Genomic DNA, 21,999 nt, shown 5'->3' with positions numbered 1-21,999 from the left:
ACATGAAGTGATCATGCTCTGGATTCCTGGATTCCATTGCGAAGGTCCGATGGTGTGATGGCGTAGCGGCGCCGGAATGTGCGGTTGAAATAGGACAGGTCGCCGAAGCCGCAAGCATGTGCGACCGATGCAATCGTGCAGGTGGCATGCTGCGGACTGCGTAGCAGCCGCCGCGACCGTTCAAGCCGCAGGAAAAGGACGAAATCGGAAAACGTCGTCTGCTCCCCCTGAAACAGCTTGCGGACATAGCGTGGTGAAATGCCGTGGCGCGCGGCGATCGTGTCGATGCAAAGGCCCGGTTCGCAAAGATGCGCGCCGATGTCTGCCTTGATGGCCCGCAGCCGCGCCGCGCGCACACCGCCGCGTTCATCATACGGTGATTCGCAATCCGGTTCGGCTCCGATCACGGCCGCCATGAGGTCGCGGATATGAGCGGCGGCGATCCGGCCGAGTTCGTCCGGACAGGGCTTTTGCCGGGCTTGCAGCAGGCCCACATAGCCGACGAGCAGGTCGAGCGCGCCGTTTTGCCTGCTCACCACGGTCATCGATACGTCTTCCCGGTTCGGCAGCAGCGGCGTCAGGTCGTCGATCGGAACCGATATGTTGGTGAACCTCGCTTTGTCTCGGCACTGGATGACGCTGCGCTCGCTTCCCCTCAGAAAGATGGCGTCGCCGGCAGCGAGCACCTGTTCGCGGCCGCGTTGGGCGATGTGCAGCGGTGCGTCGGCGGTGACGATAAAGACCATGTCGGCCATGTCGTCGGAGATGAGCCGCTGCGTTCGGGATACACGAACGGGGCTAACAGTCACCGAAGCGAAGGCGGCGCCCGGCAGCGCGCAGAGTTCGCCCTCGGCGTGAAAGGACGTTCCTTTCGCCGGCTCGATATCGAGCCGCACCATCGTCTGCCCGAACACTTCACGCCAGACCGGAAGCCGGTCGCGCGCCGGCAGCGCGGCCGTCGACAGAAACACTGACGAAGAAGGCGTCGAGTTCGGGTCGTTCAAGCTCACGATTGCATCGCCCCCTGTCGCAAGGATGCAACAGCGGTGGCGGGGCGTCAATTTTGTTCCGTTTCGTCCGCATCCTGTTCCTTCCTGTCCACGACGGTTCATCGCCGATGCGTCATGATCGGCAGAGGCGAGGATCGCGGGGAGAAAACATGAACTTGCCGGGCGGCGTTGCTGCTGGCGCGGGTGGCAAAGGCTCGACAGGCTTGCCGTCGCGCCGGGGAAAGGCCGTGCGGGTGCTGTTGTTCTTCATCTATTTCTTCGTATTCGCAATCGGTATACCGGCGCTGACGATTGCGGTGGTCCAGGCGAAATACGGCCTGATCGACGGCCCTCCCTCTTTCCCGCCGGATGCCTTTGGCGAACAGATCAAGACGGCGGCCAAATACGGCATTTTCGTCTGGGCGGGCATGCAGTTCTTTATCTTCGGCCGGGTCGCCTCCTGGGCCGGCAGCGAGCCAGCCGTTCCGGGCGTTCCCCCCATCGCGAAGGAAGTGTTGATGTCACGCTTGCTGGCGCTCAACCAGCAGGACATCCCCTTTGCCGTCAGCCGCGGCAGCAGCGCCAACGAACTCGTCATCGACTGGCGCTACGCCGACGCCAAATGGCTCGACTTGATGCGCCTGCACGGTATGAGCAAAGGCTATCGGCTGGTGCTCCGCCTCGACGAGGGCGCGCATAACGCCCGTGCGCAAGACCGATATGCCTCGTTCGACTGGTCGGCCGGGCGTGGGCCGAATCTCGTCAGTCTTAATTGGAGTGTCTCCCTCGGCATCACCTTCTACGAATACCAGCATGAGCGGGTGTTCGGCCTGCAATTCAAGGACGGCAAGCCAACCTTCGACCTCAGCTATGCCTATACGTTCGACCTCAACGAGTTGAAGCAACCGATGATCGAGATCATCCGCCATTCCGGCTGGAATTTCCGGCCGGTCATCACGTTTTTCCGGCCGATCGGCGGCTGACGAACGGGATGGAAAAGGGAGCCGACGTGAAGCAAACCAAGTCAGCAGTTTACTTTGGACAGGGCATTTACCGGATTTTCCTCGCGGCAATCATGATCGCGCTCATACCGGCGGCGGTATCGTCGGCCACGACGCAGGATAAAGAGCAGCCGCGCTGGTTCGGCGGCAGCTTCGACAACAAGACGGTGCTCGCCTACGGCATACCGGACAGCGACTATGTCGTTCTATTGTTTTCGTGCCGGCCGGGTGCGTCCGTCGTGAAAGTCGACGTGCAGGACGAGGAAAGCGGCGCCAAAGAGGGCGACCTGCTGCTCGTTGGTTTGGCGGCGGGCAAAGAGCGGGTCGAGTTTTCCGAAAAGGCCATCCTCAACCAGGATTCGGGCGGCGTTGAACTCCATGCCGACCTGCTCCTCAATCAGGCCTTGCGACACATCCTGGCCTCGAAGGAGCCGTTGGAAATCACGGTCGCGGGGCACACGCAGCGCTTCGCCATGAATGGCGCAGCCGGGCCGGCGGCCAGGATGATCGCGGCCTGTGATTCTCCCAAGCCGGCCGCCGATCTCGACGTGACGGTGACCAACAAGGCCGGGCTACCGTTACAGAGCTTTGCCTATTCGCAAACCGGCGTGAATTCCTTCGAAAGCGGCGGGTTCGGTAACAAGAAACTGGAACCGGGCGCCAGCCGGACGTTCACCATTCCCGACGGGCGCAAGATCTGCACCTTCGACATCTCCGTGATTCTCGCCAAAGACGATGAGGAATGCTGCAGCATGGGAAAGCCGGCAGGCACGCAGAACCTGTGCGAGAATAGCGAGTTCGTCGTCCATGACTAGCTTTGCGCAGCCCGTTGTATGCGGGGTGAAAGCGTTTCTCCTTTGTTTCGCCGTACTCCTGGATGGATTGGCGAGCGCCGATCCCGCGGGCGCCGTGGAAGCGAGTTTCGATTGCAAGAAGGCCGCAAGCGCGATCGAAAAATTCATCTGCTCTCAGGCGGTATTGCGCTGGAACGACCTTGCCCTGTCGCGCAGCTATCGTGCCGCGGGCAATGCCGTGGTCGGCGCCGCGCGCGACGATCTGCTGGCCAGCCAGCGCGACTGGGTGCGCGAACGTGACCGCCGCTGCATCGCCGACCGTTCGTTCGCGGAACTGTCCGCGCCGTCCACCGCATTGCGGAGCCAGGCCTATGACTGCCTGAACAGTGTCTATCTCAATCGCCGCCGCGGGCTGCAGGATATTGCCGCCGCGCCCTTGCCGCTGCGCGACATCGAGGCGATCAACCTCAAGCCGATCGCGGCGGCCCGCCCCGAGATCGTCGAGGGAGCCGAACCGCGCATCGCGGGGATAAAAGCGTCGCCCGACGGTGCGATGCTGGCGATCCTGCTGCCCAGCCAAGAACTCGACGTCCCCGACCAAATCTGGCTTTATCGGGTTGCCGATCGCAAGCTGGTCGCGGCGACGCCGAAACCGGACCAGCAACAACCCCATCCCGACGGCTCGCCGCTGGCGATCAACTCGCTGGCCTGGCGGGGCGACACGCTTTACGCGCGCGTTGCGGTGTCGAGCAAGGACGGCCAAGGCGAGGAAGGCACGACCGTTGTCTATGCGGCCACGGTTGACGCCAATCGCCGGCTGAACGAGGTGCCGGGCGATATCTACGCACTGCTCGACGATGCGAGCCGACCGGGCGTGGTCGGGCAGGACGAGGTGCCGGAAAGCGACTGGGACATCCTCGAAACCATCCGGGGCAATCGCGACTTCCTCGCATGGGCCTACGATCTCGGCCACGGCACGATCGAATTGAGAACGCGCAAGCGGGCGTCCGGGTCGCCGGACTATCTGGTGGCGTGGGGCTCATGGGGCCTGTGGCAATATCTCTTCGATACCCGCCGCTCACAACTCGTCTATTCGGCCGATACGGGAATCACCAGCTTCGACATGACAACGCGCGGCGAGCGGCGCATCGCGGGCACTTCGCGCGGCGACAAACCTTATGCGATCTCCGCCGACCGCTGCCTGTTCGTGTGGTCGACACGCAACCAGTGCAGCGACGAATTCCTGACGGCACAGGACGAAAGCAAGCCGGGCCGGTTTTGTCTCGCGCATCTGCCAAAACCGGAGGCAGGCAAATGATGCGTACCCTGCTTGCCGCACTTTGTTGCGCGACCACCTTCGCTGCAATCCCAGCCCTTGCAGAGAGCGAAGGGCGCGGCGTCGGTTATGCCGCCACCGGTCCGGTTTTCGATCTGCCGGCCGGCATGAGCGTGGAGCGGCAGGAGGTGCATATCTCGCTCCATTCCGTCCGGCTGGCTTATATCTTCAAATCTCCCGCGCATCAGACAGCACATTTCAGCTTCGCCATGCCCGAGATGCCGGTGGATGCCAATCCCGATATCGCAGCCCTCAGCGAGAACTCCGAGGCCGCGGGACTCGCCGCAGACACGCAGCCACCCAATTATCTGAACCTTTCCGTGCGCGTGAACGGCAAGCCGCTGGCGTTCGCCGGCCACGGCCATGCGCTGCTGGATGGAAAGGACGTGACACGGCAATTACTCGACGCCGGCGTGCCCTTGCTCTCCGGCCCCGATGGAGAGTCGCCGTGGCAGCACCTGCCTTCGCAGGTGCAGACGAAGCTTGAAGCGAGCGGCCTGGTTCATGGTGACACGGCGCAATGGAACTATCAGGCCGATTTCGAGTGGGACCAGACCTTCGAGCCGGGCGAAACGCGCGTCGAGATAAGCTATGCCCCGGTTTCCGAATACTTGAGCGACATAGGTTCGAGTGTTGACCCGGGCGGCTCGGCGACGCGGGCCTATTGCATCGACGATGCCGTGCGCCGGGCCTTTTTACGCAAACCTTCCTATGAGCTTTACAGCGTCACGCATCTCGCTGCGGGCGGATGGCGCGGGCCGGTCGGCCACTATCGACTGACGGTCGACAAGGGCGCGGCCGTCAATCTGGTCGCGTTCTGCCCGCTGGAAGCGAAAAATGTTTCGCCGACCACATTCGAATGGACGGCAAAGAATCTCACGCCCGAACGCCAGCTTGGCGTCCTGTTCTTTGTCGATCCGGATTCCGCTTCTTCGAGCACGCAAAAATGACGAGGACACACATGGTCCGGCATACGATCGCCCCGGCAATCATGACCTGCGCCTTGATGTTGCTGCCGGCAGCTCCGGCGAACGCTTCCGGTCCGGGCTTCGACTGCGCCAAGGCAACGCGCCAGATCGACAAGGCGATCTGCGCATGGGACACGGTGGGGTCGCTCGATGGCCGCATGGCGGCGGCTTACAAGAAGGCGATTGCTGCCCACGATGGCGAAGCTGCCATCGCGTCGGTCAAGGCGGATCAGAAAGCATGGCTGGCCGAGCGCGACCGCCGCTGCGGGCTGAAGACCGTGAAGCCGAGGGAAGGCAGCGAGGAAGGATTGAGCCCGCAGCAATTCGGGCAACTCATGTGCCTCCAGTTCATTTATCCGCCACGCATCGCCCAACTCATGGATCTTGCCGCGCCGCCTCTGGTGCCGGTCAACATCAAGACCGTGCCGATCGAGCCGTCGAAGGCGGCCTATCCCGACGACTGGCAGCCGGCCGGCTATCAGGCCCAGTTCTCGCCCGACAAGACGCTGATGGCTTTGGGCGTCGAGGACGGCGCCGGCTACGTCAAGCAGGTCTGGCTCTACCAGCCGGCAAGCGGACGGCTGGCCGTTGCCTCGCCGCGCAAGCACAAGGGTGCGGCGGAGAAGCCCGAAGATATTTCGGAACTCAATTCGTGGTTTTGGGGGGATGATGGCCGCTTTTATGTTCGCGCGCGCCGACCGCGCGGCGAGGACGGCGTGTTCGGCGCCGATATGGACGGCTATGCCGAGATGAAGCCGCCCCCGGACGTGGCCGAAAAAATCGCTGCCTCCAATGCCGCACGCAAAGCGGTATTCTACAACAGCGAGATCCCCGAGGAAAAACGGCCGCCCGGCTTCAACGATGACAGTTATGACGAGCAGAAAGGCGGCGCGTTTATCGCCTGGGCTCAGAACAAGGGACATGGCTCCTTCGATGTCAGGGCTGCGCGCAACGGCGACGAGGAGCCGCGCATCATTACCTCCGGCAGCTGGGAGCTGAAGGACTTTCAGCTCGATCCGAGTGGCACCAGGCTTTTCTACAATGGCGATGACGGGCTCGTCGTCACCGATCCGGACAGCCGCGTGACACGGCGGCTCAAGGGCACGCGCGGCGGCTCGACCGAGACTAGACCGATCAACATGTCGGCTGACGGCGACATCCTCATCTATTGGGCCAGCGGGTCCTGCACGCGCGATGCCACTGAAGAGACCGGCCCGGATGCGGATGACGACAGCACCAGGCGCGTGTGCCTCGCCTATCTGGAAGCCGTTGGCAGCGCGCCAACCTCCAAGCCCATTTCCGAAACACTCCCGGCAACGGCAAATACCGCCCTCCCCGATCCATGGGTTGGAAAATGGGAAGGCAGCGGCAACGGCTCTGTCTCGGCCACCATCCGGCGCGGCACGGCCAAACCGGACTATCTGGTGATCGATCTGGTCGCCGGAATGCCGGGCTGCTCGGGCGCCGTCACGCTCTACGGCAAGCCCGAGGGCAATGCGGTGCTCGTCGGCGAAAGCTACGAGCCGAATAATCGTGACATCCCTGTCTGCCGCGTGAAGTTGTCGCTCGATAGCAAGGGAGTGCTGACGACTGAAGTGGCCGGACCGTGCACCCTTTATCACGGTGGCTCTTGCGGCTTCGACGGCAGCATGACACGGAGCAAGTGATGCGCGGTCGGCAAAGCCACAGCATCAAGTGAAGGACTTCCTTGCTGCATCCGCTGACGCGGCAATCATGGATTCCCGGCCATGGATGATCGCCGTCGCAGGCGATAGCGGCAAACGAGATAGAAAGAAAAAGAGAACCATCATGCAAATGAAATCGATTGTCACGACGATTGTTCTTCTCGGCTTCCTTCCCGCCGCTCCGGTATGGGCGCAGATCGCGGCCAACGAGCATGAGTTTCAGCAATTGTCCGCTGCTCTCAAAGCCAACGATGCGGAGCGGCAGTCGGCCATCACAACCTGCATCAAGCAAGGCATCGGCGTTAGCCTGGAAAAACTTGCCAAGCTCATGGGCGTGCCGGTGGAAAAGGCGACTGAGGCGTGGTGTACGCGCATGACCAACGGGATTGCAAACAGCAAGCTTACCTTGGCCGATGTCAACGCGCTGAACGAAGGAACGGTCACGCCCGGCGCGCGCGAGGTGCTGAAGAGCGTGTCAGACGGCAAGTAGAAACTTGCGACCTTTCAGCTTCATTTCCCCGCTGCGATGCAAAACGTCGAGGACCTTCCCCAATCGCTTGCTCTACCCCTCATCGGATTCCGGCCGACATCACAGATCGATGAAATCGACCGCATGATCCTGCACGGTTCTCGCCAGATTCACGACATGCCTGTGATGCGTGAACAAAATAATCTGCTGATGCTTTCCGGCAGCGGCCAGCAACCGAAGTCCCGCCAGCGTGCGCTCATCATCGAAGCTCGTCAGCAGGTCGTCGCCAATGAACGGCATTGGCTCCGATGTCCGGCGCTCGAGCAGTGCCAGGCGTAACGCCAAAAACAACTGATCGCGTGTCCCCTCGCTGAGACCCGTGATCTGCACATGCTCTCCGTTATTACTATTACGCTGCGCGACAAGGATCGGCTGATCGTCGTCTCCATAAGCGACGCCGAGACCGGTGAAAGCATCGCCGGTCGCCATTGCAAACAGCGTGCCCGCGCGCGAGATCAGCGGATCCTGCACCATGGCGCGATGCCGCTCGATGGTACGGGCGGCAAGCCGGGATGCGGCGGCCCGCAGCAGCCAGCGCTCGGCAACGGACAAAAGCTCGGCGTTGGCCTCCGCTCGTTCTGCAGCCGTGCCGCTCGCATCGCGCCCCTTCAACAAGGCATCTAGCTCGCCCTGCTTTTGATGACTGAGAGCGGACGCGCTGGTGATATCCTTGAGCAATTGCTCCTGTCGAATCGTTTCCAGCGCGATGTCACCCGGTAATTGATCGAGATCGAGCCCCTCTTGCTCCCGCCTCAACGCCGCCTCGTCGCGGCCGTCGCTTGCCTCGTGGAGATCGCGCAGCAATCGCGCCCGCTCGTTCTCCAGTTGTCCCCTCGCCGAGAGGCGATCTATCGTATCATGCAATGCGGCGCTGTCGGCGACGGCCAGAATTCGGCGAGCTTCGTCAAGCACCATCGTGGCCGACGCGCGCTGAGCCTCGAGGCCCTTGCGGGCCGCAGCCCGTTTCGCGCACGCCTCAAACAAACGCTTGCGAGCCTCACCAGCGCTCCGCGTTTCTGCCAGCGCAGCCAGGAGCCGCGCCAGTGTTTCTTGCGCGTCTTCGCTTCCAAGATGCGGCGCGACGCTGCGCGCGATGTCGAACACGTCACGGTCGAACGTCCGAATATCCGCTTCCATGGTCTTGACGCTGCGTCCCTCGCGCTCATGGCTCGCTTTGGGCACCACAACCGAGTTCCAGACCGTCAACGCCGCTTCGGCCTGAGGCGTCGTCGCCTCGCCCGTCAAGCCGATGCCGGTCATTGCCATCGGCCACACCTGAAGCAGATCCGAGAGTCCCGATTGCGCCGCATCGCGCGCCGCAGTGGCTTCCCTCACATCACGTTCGATCCGCATCTTCGACGCCGACCGCGCTCTCGCCTCAGTCCACGCCCTTTGCAATTCATCAAATCGCGCCTTGGCTTCACGAAAAAGGATATTCGGCGGCAATGTACGATCCGGTGACCGGCCGGCGCCTTCGAGAAACGCAATAACGGCAGCTTTGTTTGCATCGAGCGTTGCCGCCAGAGCGTCGATGCCCGCCTTCTGCGCATCGCGTTTGTCCAACCGATTGAGAATGCCGTCCAGACGCTCGCGCCAACGCTGCATCACGGCCGGACTGCGTGGTGTCAAACCCGATGGCGCCCATTGCTGCGTCCATGCCGCGGCGGCCGCAGTTATCTGCGTCCGCAGGTTGGCCAGTCTCGTCACGATCCGCTCACGTTCTGCGCGGCCGGCGGCGATGCGCTGTTGCGCATCTTCCTGCCGGGCGGCGCGTCCGGTGTCGGCCAGCAACAAATCCGTCATGCTATCGATGATCTGGGACGATCGCATCACGTCGGACAGGCGCGCAAAGCGCGAGGCCTGATCTCCGTCGAGCACGGCGCGCAGTCCGTCAAGATGGATGTCCCGCTCTTGTCGCGCGCCCGCGAGATCGACACGCGTCGGCCCTGAACCGCTGCTCGCCAGCCGGGCGAGTTCGGACTCGGACGCGGCGATCGCATTGTCGGCAGCATTAAGCGCGTCGCGAAGCCACTTCTCCTCGCTTTCGTTTCGCTCCGCAGCACGGGCATGATTTGCAATGCTGGCCCCGTCTGGCAACGGTAGCGACCGTAACGTTTCGAGCGCGCCCGGCAACGGATCCAGCGAAGCCGCCTCCGCGACCAGCGCGCCGGACTCGATATCGAGCGATGCTGTGTCGTGGCGCAGCCGGTCGGCTTGCGCGGGAATGTCGCCCAAAGCATCGAGGCGCTGCCGCAACTGTTCGGGATCGATCACGGCATGGGCCTCGCTTTCCCCGGCCGCGATATCCTGAAGTTCCTGCTGCGCGCGGGCGTGCCGCATGTCGGCATCGGTGATCGCCTGTTGGAGGCGCCCGGCCCGATCGAGCAGATCGCGCACATGCGCCAGCGCGAGGTCGGTCGGCAATCGTTCCAGCAGCGCCTCATGCGACGCCAGCCCGAGACGCCGAGCGGCATCGTCCAGCGCGTCTCTCGCTGCATCGCGCGCCTGCCGGCGTCGCGGCAAATCCTCGATGGCCTTGCGTATCGCGCCGAGCCGTTCGCGCAGCGCGTCGATCGCATCTCTTTCCGATAGCAGCGTCTCGTTGACAGCCAAGGCAGCAATCTCTGCGCGATCCGCCGCATCGGCCATGTCCAGCGTGGACATCTCGCGATCGAACGCGGCTTCCGCGTCAAGCGATTGGCGCCATTCCACGAGCGATTGCGATGGCACCGCTGGCAGGTCAGCAAATGCCGCCAATTCCGCGGCGAGTTGCTCAAGCCGCGCCAGCTTCGGGTACACGCGCAACGTCCGCTGCCAGCGCGCCAGCGTACTGCCACTCACCTTATGTTCCGCGGTCAGTGCCTCCAGATGCTCATTCGCGTCACGCGCCGCGCTTTCCGACTGTTGTAGAGCCTCACGCGTCACGATGGCATCGCGCAATCTCCTGTCCGCGTTGTCACGGCGATCCAGCGCCAGATAGAATGGCTTGCCGCTCGACCGGCGCGGCGTGAACAGACCGTCCGCTTCGAGTTGCAGCTTTTCCCTGATCCGTGACAGCGTCGTCATCCCCACCGAGCTTGCGGCGAGCGTTTCGGCCAATCGTCCGCCGGCGTTGAGCAGTTCGTTGCCACCGTCACGCAACGCCTGCGCGGTCAGGCCGAATTCACGGCTGTAGATCTCGCGAGACACCCCGCCGAGAAGGGAGGTAAGCCAGTCGTCCGGCAGCGGCTGATCGGCGGCATCAATGAGCGTATTCTTGTTGCCCTTGCGCCGACGCGCTGCGATCAGCTCGCCATTGGAGTGGCGAAATGCGCCGCCGACGCGCAACGTCTTGCTGTCATGCCTGAAATCATAGGGCGTTCGCCCACCGAATCCGAACAACAGATCGCCGATGGCCGAAAGCGCCGAGGTTTTTCCGGCTTCGTTGGCGCCGTACACGACATGCAGGGCCGCCCTCGGATGAAACAACAGGGTATGGTCCGCGAAGATGCCGTAACGCTCGAGAATCAGCCGCTCGATTCTCACGACGATTCTCCGGCGAGCAGCGCGCGCGCATCGCGGGCCAGCGCCCTCAGCATGTCGGCGTCGGAGAAACCATCGTGCAGGTCTTTCGGCAGCCTGGCTTTCACCGCTTCGGCCAATTCAGCCAGGTCCGCAGCGAACCTGGGATCATTGGCGACCTGCTCAAGAAGAATATCGACATCAAGGCTTTCGGCCGACAACAGCGGCGCGGCCGATCGCTGCAGTAATGTGGTTTTCACTTTCACCTGCTCGACCCAACAATCATCGGAGAGCTGGAAACCACTGGCGCGAACATCGTCCTGCAATGACTCTCGCCTGACAACGAGTTGGTTGTGCAGCGCCGTCGCGCCGACCAGCGTGACGCGAACGGCCATCGGGCGGCCCTCGCTTTGCGCGTGCGCGCCTGCCAATTCGGCCGAAACTTGCTCGATCACATCGGCATCATTCGCCGCTTCCGACACATCGACCGTGAGGTGCGCCCATCGTGCGCAGTCCAGCACCAACGGCGTCACCTCTACGATACGGCCATTCTCGACAGTAACGCGCATCGCGCCTTTTGCGCCGGTTTCCCGTACGCTACGCCCCTGCAGATTGCCGGGATAGACGATCCAGGGATCGCGGTTCACGATCTCCGCCGCGTGGACATGTCCAAGCGCCCAATAATCGTAACCGAAACGCTTCAGGTCATCGACCGTACACGGCGCGTATCCGTCGTGACCGCGCGTTCCGTCGAGCGACGTATGCAGCACGCCAATGTTGAGCCAACCCTCGCGGCGCGCCGGATAGGTGGTGACGAAATCGCCTGTGAGCCGACTGGGAAAACTGCGCCCGTGCAACGCGACACGGTGAGTCTCGATCGGTATCGTTGCCGCCTTGTCGGATGGAAAGACATGAACCGTCTCGGGATAAGGAAGGCCGCGCGATATCACACTTTCGGCGTCGTGATTGCCCTTCACCAGAAAGACGGGAATGCCGGCGCGGTGCAGCGCGCTAACGGCGCGGACGAAAAACAACCCGGTCGTGACGTCCTTCCAGTCACCGTCAAAAATGTCGCCGGAGATAATAAGAAAAGCGGCCTTGCTTTCGATCGTCTCGGAAACGAGCGCCTCCACCGCACGGCGACCGGCGGCGGCAAACCGCTCCGCAACAGTTTTGTCTTTCAGGCCAAGGCCGGCGAGCGGGCTGTCAATGTGAAGATCGGCGGCGTGAATAAAGGTGAAACGCATCTCTGTGGCGGTCCGGCGGCCATCGAAAAGATGGCGGATCTTTTCGCGGGGGGTTGGTCACCTGCGCGTATGTCGGCGACGGCAGAGAGAAGCGGAATTTGACGAATGATCTATCCCGCACACATGGAAGAGGCACCCCGCAGGGTGCCCCATTTTGTGCATAAGCTCGTTAACGGGAGGCCCTCAATCACCAGTCCGCTAAAACTGACGAAGCCTTACGACAACAAGCTTGCACGTATGAAGTGTGCCGTGATGAAATGCTTCTGTCAAGGATACGATGGGGAACACAATGACGAATTCTCTGAGAAGACCGTATCGTCTTGGGCTCGATCAACCTCGTTGGTCTCAGCATTGAAGTCGGTGATACTTTAGCGGACTGGTGATTGAGGGCCAACCGCAACGAGAAGAACAAAAGCTTTTATCAGAGTTTAGCGAGCTGTAATCGAGATCCATCCGCATATTAGCTTTCACTGATACGATACCCAATGCCCGGCTCGGTCAGGATGATCCGCGGATCGTCGGCCTTGTCTTCGATTTTCTGTCGCAACTGGCCGATGTAGACGCGCAGATACTGCGTATCGCTGGTATGCGCCACCCCCCACACCGCCGCAAGAATTTGCCGATGGGTCAGGACCCGGCCGGCATTTTTCGCAAGGAATGACAGCAGCTCGAATTCCTTCGGCGTCAGCTTCAATTCGATTCCTGCACGTATCGCGCGGTGGCGCACGACATCAACTTCGAGATCGCCAGTTCGCAGCGATGGCGTCTCCGCGTTGCGCTGGAGGCGGTGCCGAAGCGCGGTCCGCATCCGCGCCATCAGTTCCCCTATATTGAAGGGCTTGTTGACGTAGTCATCCGCGCCAAGGTCAAGCGACTCAATCTTCTCGGCCTCGCGGTCCCGCGCGGAGAGAACGACGATCGGTACGTCCGACCATTCCCGCACCCGGCGGATTACATCCTTGCCATCACCGTCGGGAAGGCCGAGATCGAGCAGCACAACATCGGGCGCGTCGCCAGCGATGCGCTTGACGGCGTCTGCGACGGTGGCGGTGCTCGACATATCGTAGCCGTTGGCCTCGAGCGCGGGCTTGAGGAAGCGAAGGATCGCCGCCTCGTCATCGACGACCAGCACACGAGGCTTTGTCGTACTCACGTTGCGGCGTCCTCTCGCGGAAAGACCATCACGAACCGGGCTCCGGGCTGCCCCTCCACGGGGCTGTCGACGGTAATCGAACCACCATGAGCCTCCATAATTCCCCTTGCTATCGCAAGACCGAGGCCCGTCCCCTTTCCGCCGTCATGCACGTCGTCCGCACCGTTTCCCCTGACGAACCGATCGAAGACGTGGGGCAGTATATCGGACGCGATTCCGGGCCCGTTGTCGGTCACGCGTATAGTTATGCCTGACAATCCGGCCTGCGCATCGATCACGATGTGCGTCTCCTTCATTGTATGCACAATTGCATTGGCCACGACATTGCCGATCGCCTGTTCCGCCAGCGCCGCATCGGCACGAACCAGCGGAAGATCGAACGGCATCGCAATATCGATGCGTTGCGGCGCGCTGCGCCGCCGCGCGGCGCTGGTCACGCGCTCGACAATTTCCCGGAGGTCGATCCAGTCACGGCGTAATTCCAGCGCGCCGGAATCGATGCGCGTGATCGCAAGCAGGTTGCGAACCATTTCGTCGAGCCCTTCGGTCTCGTGCTTGATTTGCCCGAGCAGATCGGTCCTGGCAGCGGCGCCGAGCTTGCCGCCGTAGCTCAGCAAGCTGGTTGCCGCGCCAAGAATGGAGGACAGCGGCGTCCGGAAATCGTGCGAAATCGACGCCAGCAGCGTGTTGCGAACGCGCTCGGTTTCGGTCGCTGTTCTGGCGCTCACCATCTCGCTTGCCAACGCGGCCCGCTCAAGCGCCGCGGCGGTTTGCTCGGAGAGCGTGTCGAGCAAGGTCCGCGCCTCCGAATCGAACGGCGGCGTGTTCTTGTCCTTTGCAACGCCGATGACGCCGAGGGTTTTGTCTCCGATTCGCAGCGGGACGAAATACCACGGGATGATCGGCAAAGTGCCGGTGTCGGCGCCCGCGGGTTCCGCATGACTGTAGGCCCAGCGCGCGGCCGTCATCGCCGCCGTATCCAGCGAATCTTCCGGCGGCCAGGCCGCGGTCAGGGCAAGATCATCGCCTTCCGCCAGCAGCACCACGACCGGCCGCGCCAGGCTGGCGTGAATTTCACCAGCCGCGCCTTCGGTAATGCCATCTCGCGTCGCCAGTCCCGACAGGCGGCGCGTGAATTCATAGAGCCGGCGCATGGCGCGAACCCGGCCCGCGGATACGCGCGCCTGATCCCGCACCCGACCTGCCATCGCGGAGGTAACAATCGCGACGACCAGGAAGATGACCAGCGCCAGCAGCTCATAGGGCTCGGCAATCGTGAAGTTGTAGAGCGGCGGAATGAAGAAGAAGTTGTAGATGAAGAACGACAGCACCGAAGCGTAGACCGCGGGCCAGACGCCGAAGTTAATGGCGCTCACCAGCACCGATAGCATGAACACCATCGACAGATTCGGGATCGACGTCAGTTCGGTCAACACTTTGCTAACGGCGAGCGCCGCAGCCACCGCCAGGGTGGCGTAGACAAACGGAAGCGGGCGCAGCGGACTCCTGTTGCGCGGCAACCAGCCCGACGCCGGTTCGGGCACATCGCTTTCGCGCGTGACCAGATGAATGGCGATGTCCTGCGTTCGCCGGACCAGCTCGTACGGCAGCGACCGGCGCAGCAGTTCGCTGACGAATCCGCCGCGCGAGCGGCCGACCACGATCTGGGTGACGTTCTCGAACTTCGCAAAGCGCAGTAACTCGGCCGGGAGATCGGCACCTGTCAGGGTTTGCGTCTCCGCACCCAGACTTTCCGCCAGCTTCATCACCTCATCGAGACGTTGACGGGCCGAACTATTGAGGCTGGCACCGGGCCGCTCGACTGTCACCGCGATCCACGGCGCATCCATCAGGTCTGCGAGCCGCTTGGCGGTGCGAACCACGGTGGGCGACACCGGATCGGGACCGATACATGCCAGGATACGTTCGCCGGCCGCCCACGGCCCGTCGATCGCCTGCGCCTGCATCCGCTCGATCAGGGACGCATCCACCCGCTCGGCCGCGCGGCGCATGGCGAGTTCGCGCAGCGCCGTCAGGTTCTGCGGCTTGAAGAAATTCTCGACGGCGCGCGCGGCAGTATCCTGAACGTAGACCTTGCCCTCCGCCAGACGCTTCAAGAGTTCGTCCGGCGGAAAGTCGACCAGCACGACCTCGTCCGCTTGATCGAAGACCTTATCGGGCACGGTCTCGCGTACGCGCACCTTGCTGATTTTCTGGACGACGTCGTTGAGGCTTTCGAGATGCTGAATGTTCAACGTGGTCCAGACGTCGATCCCTGCCCTCAACAGTTCATCGATGTCCTGCCAGCGTTTGGGGTGCCGGCTGCCGGGCACGTTGGTGTGAGCGTATTCGTCGACCAGCAGCAGACCGGGCTTGCGCGCTCGTGCGGCGTCGAGGTCGAACTCGTGCATCACCTGGTTGCGATAGACGATCGGTTTGCGCGCGAGCACCTCAAAGCCGTCGAGCATCTGATCGGTCTCGCGGCGGCCGTGGGTTTCCACCAGCCCCACGACAACGTCGCGACCACCGGCGGTCTCGCTGCGTGCCGCCGCCAGCATCGCGTAGGTCTTGCCGACGCCCGGCGCGGCGCCGAGAAAAATCTTCAGGTGGCCGCGTCCCTCCTTTTTTGCGAGGGCCAGCAGCGCGTCGGGTGAGGCTCGTGTGGCCGGCTCGCCGGACATGCGGCTCCTTTACCTTGGCTGACCGGACGCCGCCATCCTATCCAGCGCCAGGTTCAGCTTCAGCACATTTACGCGCGGCTCGCCGAGGAAGCCAAGCGTGCGCCCCTCGGTCCGGCTGTCGATCAGAGTCTCGACCTCTGTTTCTGGCAGATTTCGCGCTTTCGCGACCCGCGACACCTGAAACCGGGCCGCTTGCGGTGAGATATCGGGATCGAGGCCGCTACCCGACGCGGTCACAAGATCGACCGGGACCGCCGCCGAGGGATTTTGCGCCTTCAAGGTGGCGACGTCCTGCCGGAGACGATCGGCCAGCACCTTGCTGGTAGGCCCAAGATTGGATCCCATCGAATTGACTGCATTGTAGGGAGCCGGCACGGTCTTTGAGGCATCCTTCGGATCAGGCGCAGTCGTCGCCGAGGGACGGCCATGAAAATACCTGTCCGCCGCGAACTCCTGACCGATCAGGACGGAGCCGACGATCTTGCCGCCCTCGCGAACCAGGCTGCCCTGGGCCTGATAGCGAAACAGCGCCTGGGCCGCGCCGGTCATGGCCAGCGGATAGATCAGGCCGGTGATGATCGTCAGCGCGACGAGGATGACGATGGCTGGGCGTAGTTCTTTCAACATGACAGCCTCTCAAGCGAGATGCAAAGCCGTGACCGCGAGGTCAATCGCCTTGATGCCGATAAACGGAAGGACTACGCCGCCGAGCGCATAGATCAGGAGGTTGCGTCGCAATAGCGCCGCCGCCCCGATCGGGCGATACTTCACGCCCTTCAGCGCCAGCGGGATCAACGCGACGATGATCAGCGCGTTGAAGATGATTGCCGACAAAATCGCGCTCTGTGGGGTCGACAGGTGCATGATGTTGAGCACGCCGAGTTGCGGATAGAACGCCGCGAATATCGCCGGGATGATGGCGAAGTATTTGGCAACGTCGTTGGCGATGGAAAACGTCGTTAGCGCGCCGCGTGTCATCAGGAGCTGCTTGCCGATCTCCACGACCTCGATCAGCTTGGTGGGATCGGAATCGAGGTCCACCATGTTGCCGGCTTCGCGCGCGGCCTGAGTGCCACTCTGCATGGCGACCCCGACATCCGCCTGCGCCAGCGCGGGCGCGTCGTTGGTGCCGTCGCCGCACATCGCGATCAGCCGGCCGTCGGCCTGTTCGCCGCGAATATAACGCAGCTTGTCTTCGGGCGTGGCTTCGGCGATGAAGTCGTCGACCCCGGCCTCCGATGCGATCGAGGCCGCCGTGACCGGGTTGTCGCCGGTGATCATGACCGTCTTGATTCCCATGCGGCGCAACGCCGCGAACCGTTCCCTGACGTCTGGCTTCACCACATCCTTGAGGTGAATGACGCCGACGATGCGGTCGCCGTCCGCCAGCCCCAGCGGCGTTCCGCCAGTCCGGGCGATCCTGTCCACCGCCGCGCGAAAGGCCGGCGGCTCGGCAACATCGTGCCCGGCCTGGTCGCGCGCGAATTTCAGAATCGAGTCGATCGCGCCCTTGCGCAGCCTGCGGCCGCCGATGTCGACACCGGACAACCGCGTCACTGCGGAAAACGGGATGAAGGTCGCGCCTGCCGCCGCGGGATCGCGCGAGATGTGGTACTTGTCCTGCACCAGCGTGATGATCGAGCGGCCTTCGGCGGTTTCATCGGCATCGCTGGCCAGCAGCGCGATCCGTGCAGCCTCCTGTTCGCTGATGCCCGGAGCCGGAATGATCTCCGTGGCCAGCCGGTTGCCGAAAGTGATGGTGCCGGTCTTGTCGAGCAGCAAGGTATCGACGTCGCCCGCCGCCTCGACGGCGCGTCCTGACATCGCCAGCACGTTGAACCGGACCAGACGGTCCATGCCGGCAATGCCGATCGCCGACAGCAGCGCGCCGATGGTCGTCGGGATGAGAGTAACGAACAGAGCCACCAGCATGACGACCGAAATCCTACCTCCCGCGTAGGCGACATAGCTCGGGATCGTCGCCGTCGCGAACACGAAAATGATTGTCAGGCCGATCAGCAGGATGTTGAGCGCGATCTCGTTCGGCGTTTTCTGGCGTTCGGCGCCCTCCACCAGCTTGATCATGCGATCAAGAAACGACGAGCCCGGCGACGAGGTGATGCGGATCACGATACGGTCGGAAATGACGGTGGTGCCGCCCGTGACCGCGGAGCGATCCCCGCCGGATTCCCGGATCACCGGTGCGGACTCGCCCGTCACCGCCGCCTCGTTGACCGATGCGATCCCCTCAATCACATCGCCGTCGCCCGGAATGATATCGCCGGCTTCGCAGACGACGAAATCGCCGGTCTCGAGTTCGTCCGCCGAAACGCTCTCGAATAATTCGTGATTGTCCGCCATCAGGAGACGCCTGGCGCGGGTCTGGCTCCGCGTGCTGCGCAGCGCGTCCGCTTGTGCCTTTCCCCTGCCCTCCGCCACCGCTTCTGCGAGATTTGCGAACAGCACCGTGAACCACAGCCAGATCACGATCTGCAACTCGAATGCGATCGGCCGCCCGATCATAATGTCGCGCACCAACAGGATGCTGGTGAGACCGGTCACCACCTCCAGCACGAACATCACGGGGTTTTTGACGAGCGTACGCGGATCGAGTTTTATGAAGGCCTGGCCGACAGCGGGGAACACGATCGCGGGATCGAACAGAGCGATCGCCGGCATCCGTTTGCGCAATTTGAGAGCGTCCATGGGCGGGCTCCGATGGGTCTAGAGCCTTTCCGCTTCTGATGGACCAGAAGCGGGGCTCTAGATTTTAATTTGACGCGTTTTCTTCACGCGAACCGGTATCCACTTCGCTCGAAAACGCTTTAGAACAGGCTACCGGACTGCATCGCGAGATGTTCGACGATCGGGCCGAGCGCGAGCGCCGGGAAGAATGTCAGGCCACCGACAACGAGGATGACGCCGACCAGAAGCCCGACGAATAGCCCACCTGTGGTCGGAAACGTCCCGCTCGACACGGCGACGGTTTTCTTGGCCGCGAGCGATCCGGCGATCGCCATGGCCGGCACGATCGTCCAGAAGCGGCCGACGAACATCGTGACCGCACCGGCGAGATTGTAAAACAGCGTGTTTCCGGACAGCCCGGCAAAGGCCGAGCCGTTGTTGGCGGCCTGCGAGGTGAAGGCATACAACACCTCGCTGAAGCCGTGCGGCCCGGCATTGCCCATCGATGCCACAGCGGGCGGATAGACCACCGCGATGGCGGTCCAGCCCAGCATCATCAGCGGCAGAACCAGGATGGCGAGCATCGCCATCTTGACCTCGCGCGCCTCGATCTTCTTGCCGACGTATTCCGGGGTGCGCCCGACCATCAGGCCGGCGATGAACATCGTGACGATGACGAACAACAGCATTCCATAGAGGCCTGCGCCGACGCCACCGACCACGATCTCGCCGAGCTCCATGTTGATCAGCGGAATCATGCCGCCGAGCGCGGTGAAGGAGTCGTGCATGGCGTTGACCGCGCCGCACGAGGCCGCCGTGGTGACGACCGCGAACAGCGCGGAGGCAACGATGCCGAAGCGTACCTCCTTGCCCTCCATGTTGCCGCCCGTGAGGCCGAGCCCGTCCAGCAGCGTCGTACCATTGGCTTCAGCCCAGTAGCAGACCGCAACGCCGGCAATGAACAACACGCCCATGGCGGCCAGGATCGCCCAACCCTGGCGCTGGTTGCCGACCATCCGGCCGAACACATTGGTCATGGCCGCGCCGAGCACGAAAATGGAGATCATCTGAACGTAGTTGGACAGTGCCGTCGGATTCTCGAACGGGTGCGCGGCATTAGCGTTGAAGAAGCCTCCGCCGTTGGTGCCGAGCATCTTGATCGCGACCTGCGACGCCACCGGCCCGACCGCGATGGTCTGTCTGGCGCCTTCGAGGGTCGTCGCGTCGACATAAGCGCCGAGCGTCTGCGGAACGCCCTGCCAGACCAGAAACAGTGTGAGCGGGACACAGATCGGCAGCAGGACATAGAGCGTGCATCTGGTGATATCGACCCAGAAATTGCCGACGGTTCGCACGGAGGTACGCGCGAAGCCGCGAATCAGCGCGACGGCCAGCACGATGCCGGTCGCCGCCGACAGGAAATTCTGGTGGGTCAGGCCCAGCATCTGCACGAGATACGACATCGTGCTTTCGCCGCCGTAATTCTGCCAGTTCGTATTGGTGATGAAGCTGACGGCGGTATTGAGCGCGAGGTCGGGCGCGACGGCTGACTGACCGGCCGGGTTGAACGGCAGCAATGCCTGCAACCGCATCAGGCCGTAAAGAACGAGAAAGCCAGCGGCATGAAACAGCAGCATGGCGACAACGTAAGTCAGCCAGTACTGCTCCCGCGTCTCGTCGACGCCGGCGACCCGGTACAGCATCGCCTCCACCGGCTGGAGGACCGGCGACAGGAACGTGTGCTCGCCGTTGAAGACGCGCGTCATGTAGCCGCCAAAGAGCGGAGCGAGAGCGGCAACAATCGCGCAGAACAGCAGGATCTGCGCCCAGCCAAGCACCGTCATGGCGCGCCTCCTAGAACCGTTCGGGACGCAGCAGCGCGTAGACGAGATAGATGAGCAGCCCCGCGGTCACGAGCGCGGCCATCACATAGTCGATCGTCATGTTTGCCTCTTCAGAGCCGGTCGCAGGCGACGGCGTAGCCGATCGTCAGTGCGAAGGGAGCGAAGCCGATGACGAGCATGAGCAGATCGAACATGGAAACTCCCTCCAGATCATGTGGAGCTTCGATGCAGATAGGCTGGACGACATAAGGAAGCGATACTGATTTTCAGGTCCACGCATAAAGACAGCATAAAGACGCGTGGAGTGAATTTGAAATTCGCGACCTACCCGGCCGCACGTCCCGGACGCGAATGTGAATTTCAAAAAAGTTCGCTGGAACGGATGCGAACGTTAGAATCGGACCACTGGGATAACCGACGAAGCCGACGCCGGCTTTAGAATGCGCGGATCACGGAACTGCAGGAGCGTGACTGGCGTTGCCTGCGACATCGACCACGCCGGATGGCTGTCCGCGCGCAGTCCTCTCAACGGATGCCAGCTTCTTCTCCCAGTTGCAGGCATGCTCGATCATTTTCGGCAAGTCATTCAATTCCGGCTTCCACCCCAGGCTCACAAGCTGATCGCTATTTGCTACAATTGAAGCGGGATCTCCCGCTCGACGCGGCGCCTGGCGAGTTTCAAAATCAACTCCCGCGACCATCCTTACCGCGTCAACAACTTCTCTGACGGAATATCCCCGCCCATAGCCACAATTGAGCGTTCGCGACCCGCCGCCGTTCCGCAGATAATCGAGCGCCGCGAGATGCGCGCGGGCCAGATCGGAAACATGCACGTAATCCCGCACGCATGTCCCGTCGGGTGTCGGGTAGTCGCTGCCATAGATGTTCATGTAGGGGCGCCGGCGAAGCGCCGTCTCAAGCGCCACTTTGATGAGATGTGTCGCACCGGGAGTCGACTGGCCAAGGCGCCCGGCCGGATCGGCGCCCGCGACATTGAAGTAGCGCAGGATCACATGCCGCAGGTTACATGCCGCGCTTGTATCAATCAGCATATATTCCGACATCAGCTTTGACATTCCATAAGGCGACAGCGGCGCTGGGTGCGCTGTTTCATCGACTGGCGTAGAACTCGGGTTGCCATAAACTGCCGCGGATGAAGAGAAAACAAAACGCCTTACCTTCCCTCTCACCGCCGTTTGCAGCAGAGCGTGTGTCTTGACCGTGTTGGCGAAATAATACTTGAGCGGATCGACCACCGATTCCGGAACGACTATTTTGGCCGCGAAATGCAGGATCGCATCGATCCTGTGGTTTCGTATGAGACGCGATACCAACTCGGTATCGCCCACGTCACCGACAAAGAAAGGTACATTCGGCGGAACTGCCTCGCGGATACCGGTCGACAGATCATCCAGCACAATCGGAATTTCACCGCGATCGAGGAACGCGAGAACGGTATGGCCGCCAATGAAGCCGGCGCCGCCAGTGATCAGTGTCGTCACCTGGTAGCTCCTTTCGATAAGAAACGCCGCGAGTCTCAGGGCGACGCTCAGGGCATGATTTGTGGCTCATGACACAGCCTCCAA

Annotated in this window: 16 protein-coding genes; 6 read left to right on the top strand and 10 right to left on the bottom strand. The window is 62.4% G+C overall.

Translation table 11 applies throughout. The annotated features are described in order from the left end of the window. Window positions 1-11: 11 nt before the first annotated feature. Window positions 12-1,010: a helix-turn-helix domain-containing protein gene (locus tag V4R08_RS00935; RefSeq protein WP_335577615.1), complete on the bottom strand. Its 999-nt coding sequence runs from the start codon at window positions 1,008-1,010 to the stop codon at window positions 12-14. 149 nt (window positions 1,011-1,159) lie between these two features. On the opposite strand from V4R08_RS00935, the gene V4R08_RS00930 reads away from it, so the two are divergent. The 6 genes from V4R08_RS00930 (at window position 1,160) to V4R08_RS00905 (ending at window position 7,263) form a co-directional block, all read left to right on the top strand. Next, a complete protein-coding gene (locus V4R08_RS00930; RefSeq protein ID WP_335577614.1) occupies window positions 1,160-1,972 on the top strand; it encodes a hypothetical protein in 813 nt (270 codons plus the stop codon). A 26-nt stretch (window positions 1,973-1,998) separates the two neighbouring features. Then, window positions 1,999-2,805, top strand: coding sequence for a hypothetical protein (locus tag V4R08_RS00925; protein ID WP_335577613.1), 807 nt, complete (start codon window positions 1,999-2,001; stop codon window positions 2,803-2,805). 67 nt (window positions 2,806-2,872) lie between these two features. Next, window positions 2,873-4,102: a lysozyme inhibitor LprI family protein gene (locus V4R08_RS00920; protein ID WP_335577612.1), complete on the top strand. Its 1,230-nt coding sequence runs from the start codon at window positions 2,873-2,875 to the stop codon at window positions 4,100-4,102. Continuing rightward, on the top strand, window positions 3,994-5,070 hold the full coding sequence (locus V4R08_RS00915) for a DUF4424 family protein (protein WP_335577611.1): 1,077 nt from the start codon (window positions 3,994-3,996) through the stop codon (window positions 5,068-5,070). The genes V4R08_RS00920 and V4R08_RS00915 overlap by 109 nt, the downstream gene beginning before the upstream one ends. A gap of 11 nt (window positions 5,071-5,081) precedes the next feature. Continuing rightward, window positions 5,082-6,755 carry a lysozyme inhibitor LprI family protein gene (locus tag V4R08_RS00910; protein WP_335577610.1) on the top strand — a complete coding sequence of 558 codons (1,674 nt, stop codon included), beginning with the start codon at window positions 5,082-5,084 and terminating at the stop codon, window positions 6,753-6,755. Window positions 6,756-6,783: 28 nt separating this feature from the next. Next, window positions 6,784-7,263, top strand: a complete 480-nt coding sequence (locus tag V4R08_RS00905) for a hypothetical protein (RefSeq protein WP_335577609.1) — start codon at window positions 6,784-6,786, stop codon at window positions 7,261-7,263. Between the two features lie 99 nt (window positions 7,264-7,362). Here the strand turns inward: V4R08_RS00905 and V4R08_RS00900 are convergent, their stop codons facing one another. From V4R08_RS00900 to galE, 9 genes are all read right to left on the bottom strand, one after another. Further along, window positions 7,363-10,827: an AAA family ATPase gene (locus V4R08_RS00900; RefSeq protein WP_335577608.1), complete on the bottom strand. Its 3,465-nt coding sequence runs from the start codon at window positions 10,825-10,827 to the stop codon at window positions 7,363-7,365. After that, window positions 10,824-12,050: a metallophosphoesterase family protein gene (locus V4R08_RS00895; protein WP_335577607.1), complete on the bottom strand. Its 1,227-nt coding sequence runs from the start codon at window positions 12,048-12,050 to the stop codon at window positions 10,824-10,826. The genes V4R08_RS00900 and V4R08_RS00895 overlap by 4 nt, the downstream gene beginning before the upstream one ends. 460 nt (window positions 12,051-12,510) lie before the next feature. Then, window positions 12,511-13,203: a response regulator gene (locus tag V4R08_RS00890; RefSeq protein ID WP_335577606.1), complete on the bottom strand. Its 693-nt coding sequence runs from the start codon at window positions 13,201-13,203 to the stop codon at window positions 12,511-12,513. Further along, a complete protein-coding gene (locus tag V4R08_RS00885) occupies window positions 13,200-15,884 on the bottom strand; it encodes a DUF4118 domain-containing protein (RefSeq protein WP_335577605.1) in 2,685 nt (894 codons plus the stop codon). Before V4R08_RS00885 ends, V4R08_RS00890 begins: the two co-directional genes overlap by 4 nt. A gap of 9 nt (window positions 15,885-15,893) precedes the next feature. Beyond that, entirely contained in the window at window positions 15,894-16,511 is a 618-nt protein-coding gene (locus V4R08_RS00880; protein ID WP_335577604.1) for a K(+)-transporting ATPase subunit C, read from the bottom strand. A 9-nt stretch (window positions 16,512-16,520) separates the two neighbouring features. Further along, a complete protein-coding gene (gene kdpB, locus V4R08_RS00875) occupies window positions 16,521-18,590 on the bottom strand; it encodes a potassium-transporting ATPase subunit KdpB (RefSeq protein ID WP_335577603.1) in 2,070 nt (689 codons plus the stop codon). Window positions 18,591-18,709: 119 nt separating this feature from the next. After that, entirely contained in the window at window positions 18,710-20,413 is a 1,704-nt protein-coding gene (gene kdpA, locus V4R08_RS00870; protein ID WP_335577602.1) for a potassium-transporting ATPase subunit KdpA, read from the bottom strand. A gap of 10 nt (window positions 20,414-20,423) precedes the next feature. Beyond that, window positions 20,424-20,513: a K(+)-transporting ATPase subunit F gene (locus V4R08_RS00865; RefSeq protein ID WP_081435020.1), complete on the bottom strand. Its 90-nt coding sequence runs from the start codon at window positions 20,511-20,513 to the stop codon at window positions 20,424-20,426. Window positions 20,514-20,862: 349 nt separating this feature from the next. Then, window positions 20,863-21,915, bottom strand: a complete 1,053-nt coding sequence (gene galE / locus V4R08_RS00860; protein ID WP_335577601.1) for a UDP-glucose 4-epimerase GalE — start codon at window positions 21,913-21,915, stop codon at window positions 20,863-20,865. Window positions 21,916-21,999: the final 84 nt, after the last annotated feature.

The organism is Nitrobacter sp. NHB1 (assembly GCF_036964665.1).
Classification (GTDB): Bacteria; Pseudomonadota; Alphaproteobacteria; order Rhizobiales; family Xanthobacteraceae; genus Nitrobacter.
Note: the sequence above shows the minus strand (reverse complement) of the source record. Positions and strands in the feature narration are given on the sequence as shown.

Coding starts and splice junctions, on each gene's coding strand:
- V4R08_RS00910 (WP_335577610.1), top strand. CDS start 5,082: ATGGTCCGGCATACGATCGCCCCGGCAATCATGACCTGCGCCTTGATG.
- V4R08_RS00865 (WP_081435020.1), bottom strand. CDS start 20,513: ATGACGATCGACTATGTGATGGCCGCGCTCGTGACCGCGGGGCTGCTC.
- kdpA (WP_335577602.1), bottom strand. CDS start 20,413: ATGACGGTGCTTGGCTGGGCGCAGATCCTGCTGTTCTGCGCGATTGTT.
- V4R08_RS00895 (WP_335577607.1), bottom strand. CDS start 12,050: ATGCGTTTCACCTTTATTCACGCCGCCGATCTTCACATTGACAGCCCG.
- kdpB (WP_335577603.1), bottom strand. CDS start 18,590: ATGGACGCTCTCAAATTGCGCAAACGGATGCCGGCGATCGCTCTGTTC.
- V4R08_RS00930 (WP_335577614.1), top strand. CDS start 1,160: ATGAACTTGCCGGGCGGCGTTGCTGCTGGCGCGGGTGGCAAAGGCTCG.
- V4R08_RS00885 (WP_335577605.1), bottom strand. CDS start 15,884: ATGTCCGGCGAGCCGGCCACACGAGCCTCACCCGACGCGCTGCTGGCC.
- V4R08_RS00880 (WP_335577604.1), bottom strand. CDS start 16,511: ATGTTGAAAGAACTACGCCCAGCCATCGTCATCCTCGTCGCGCTGACG.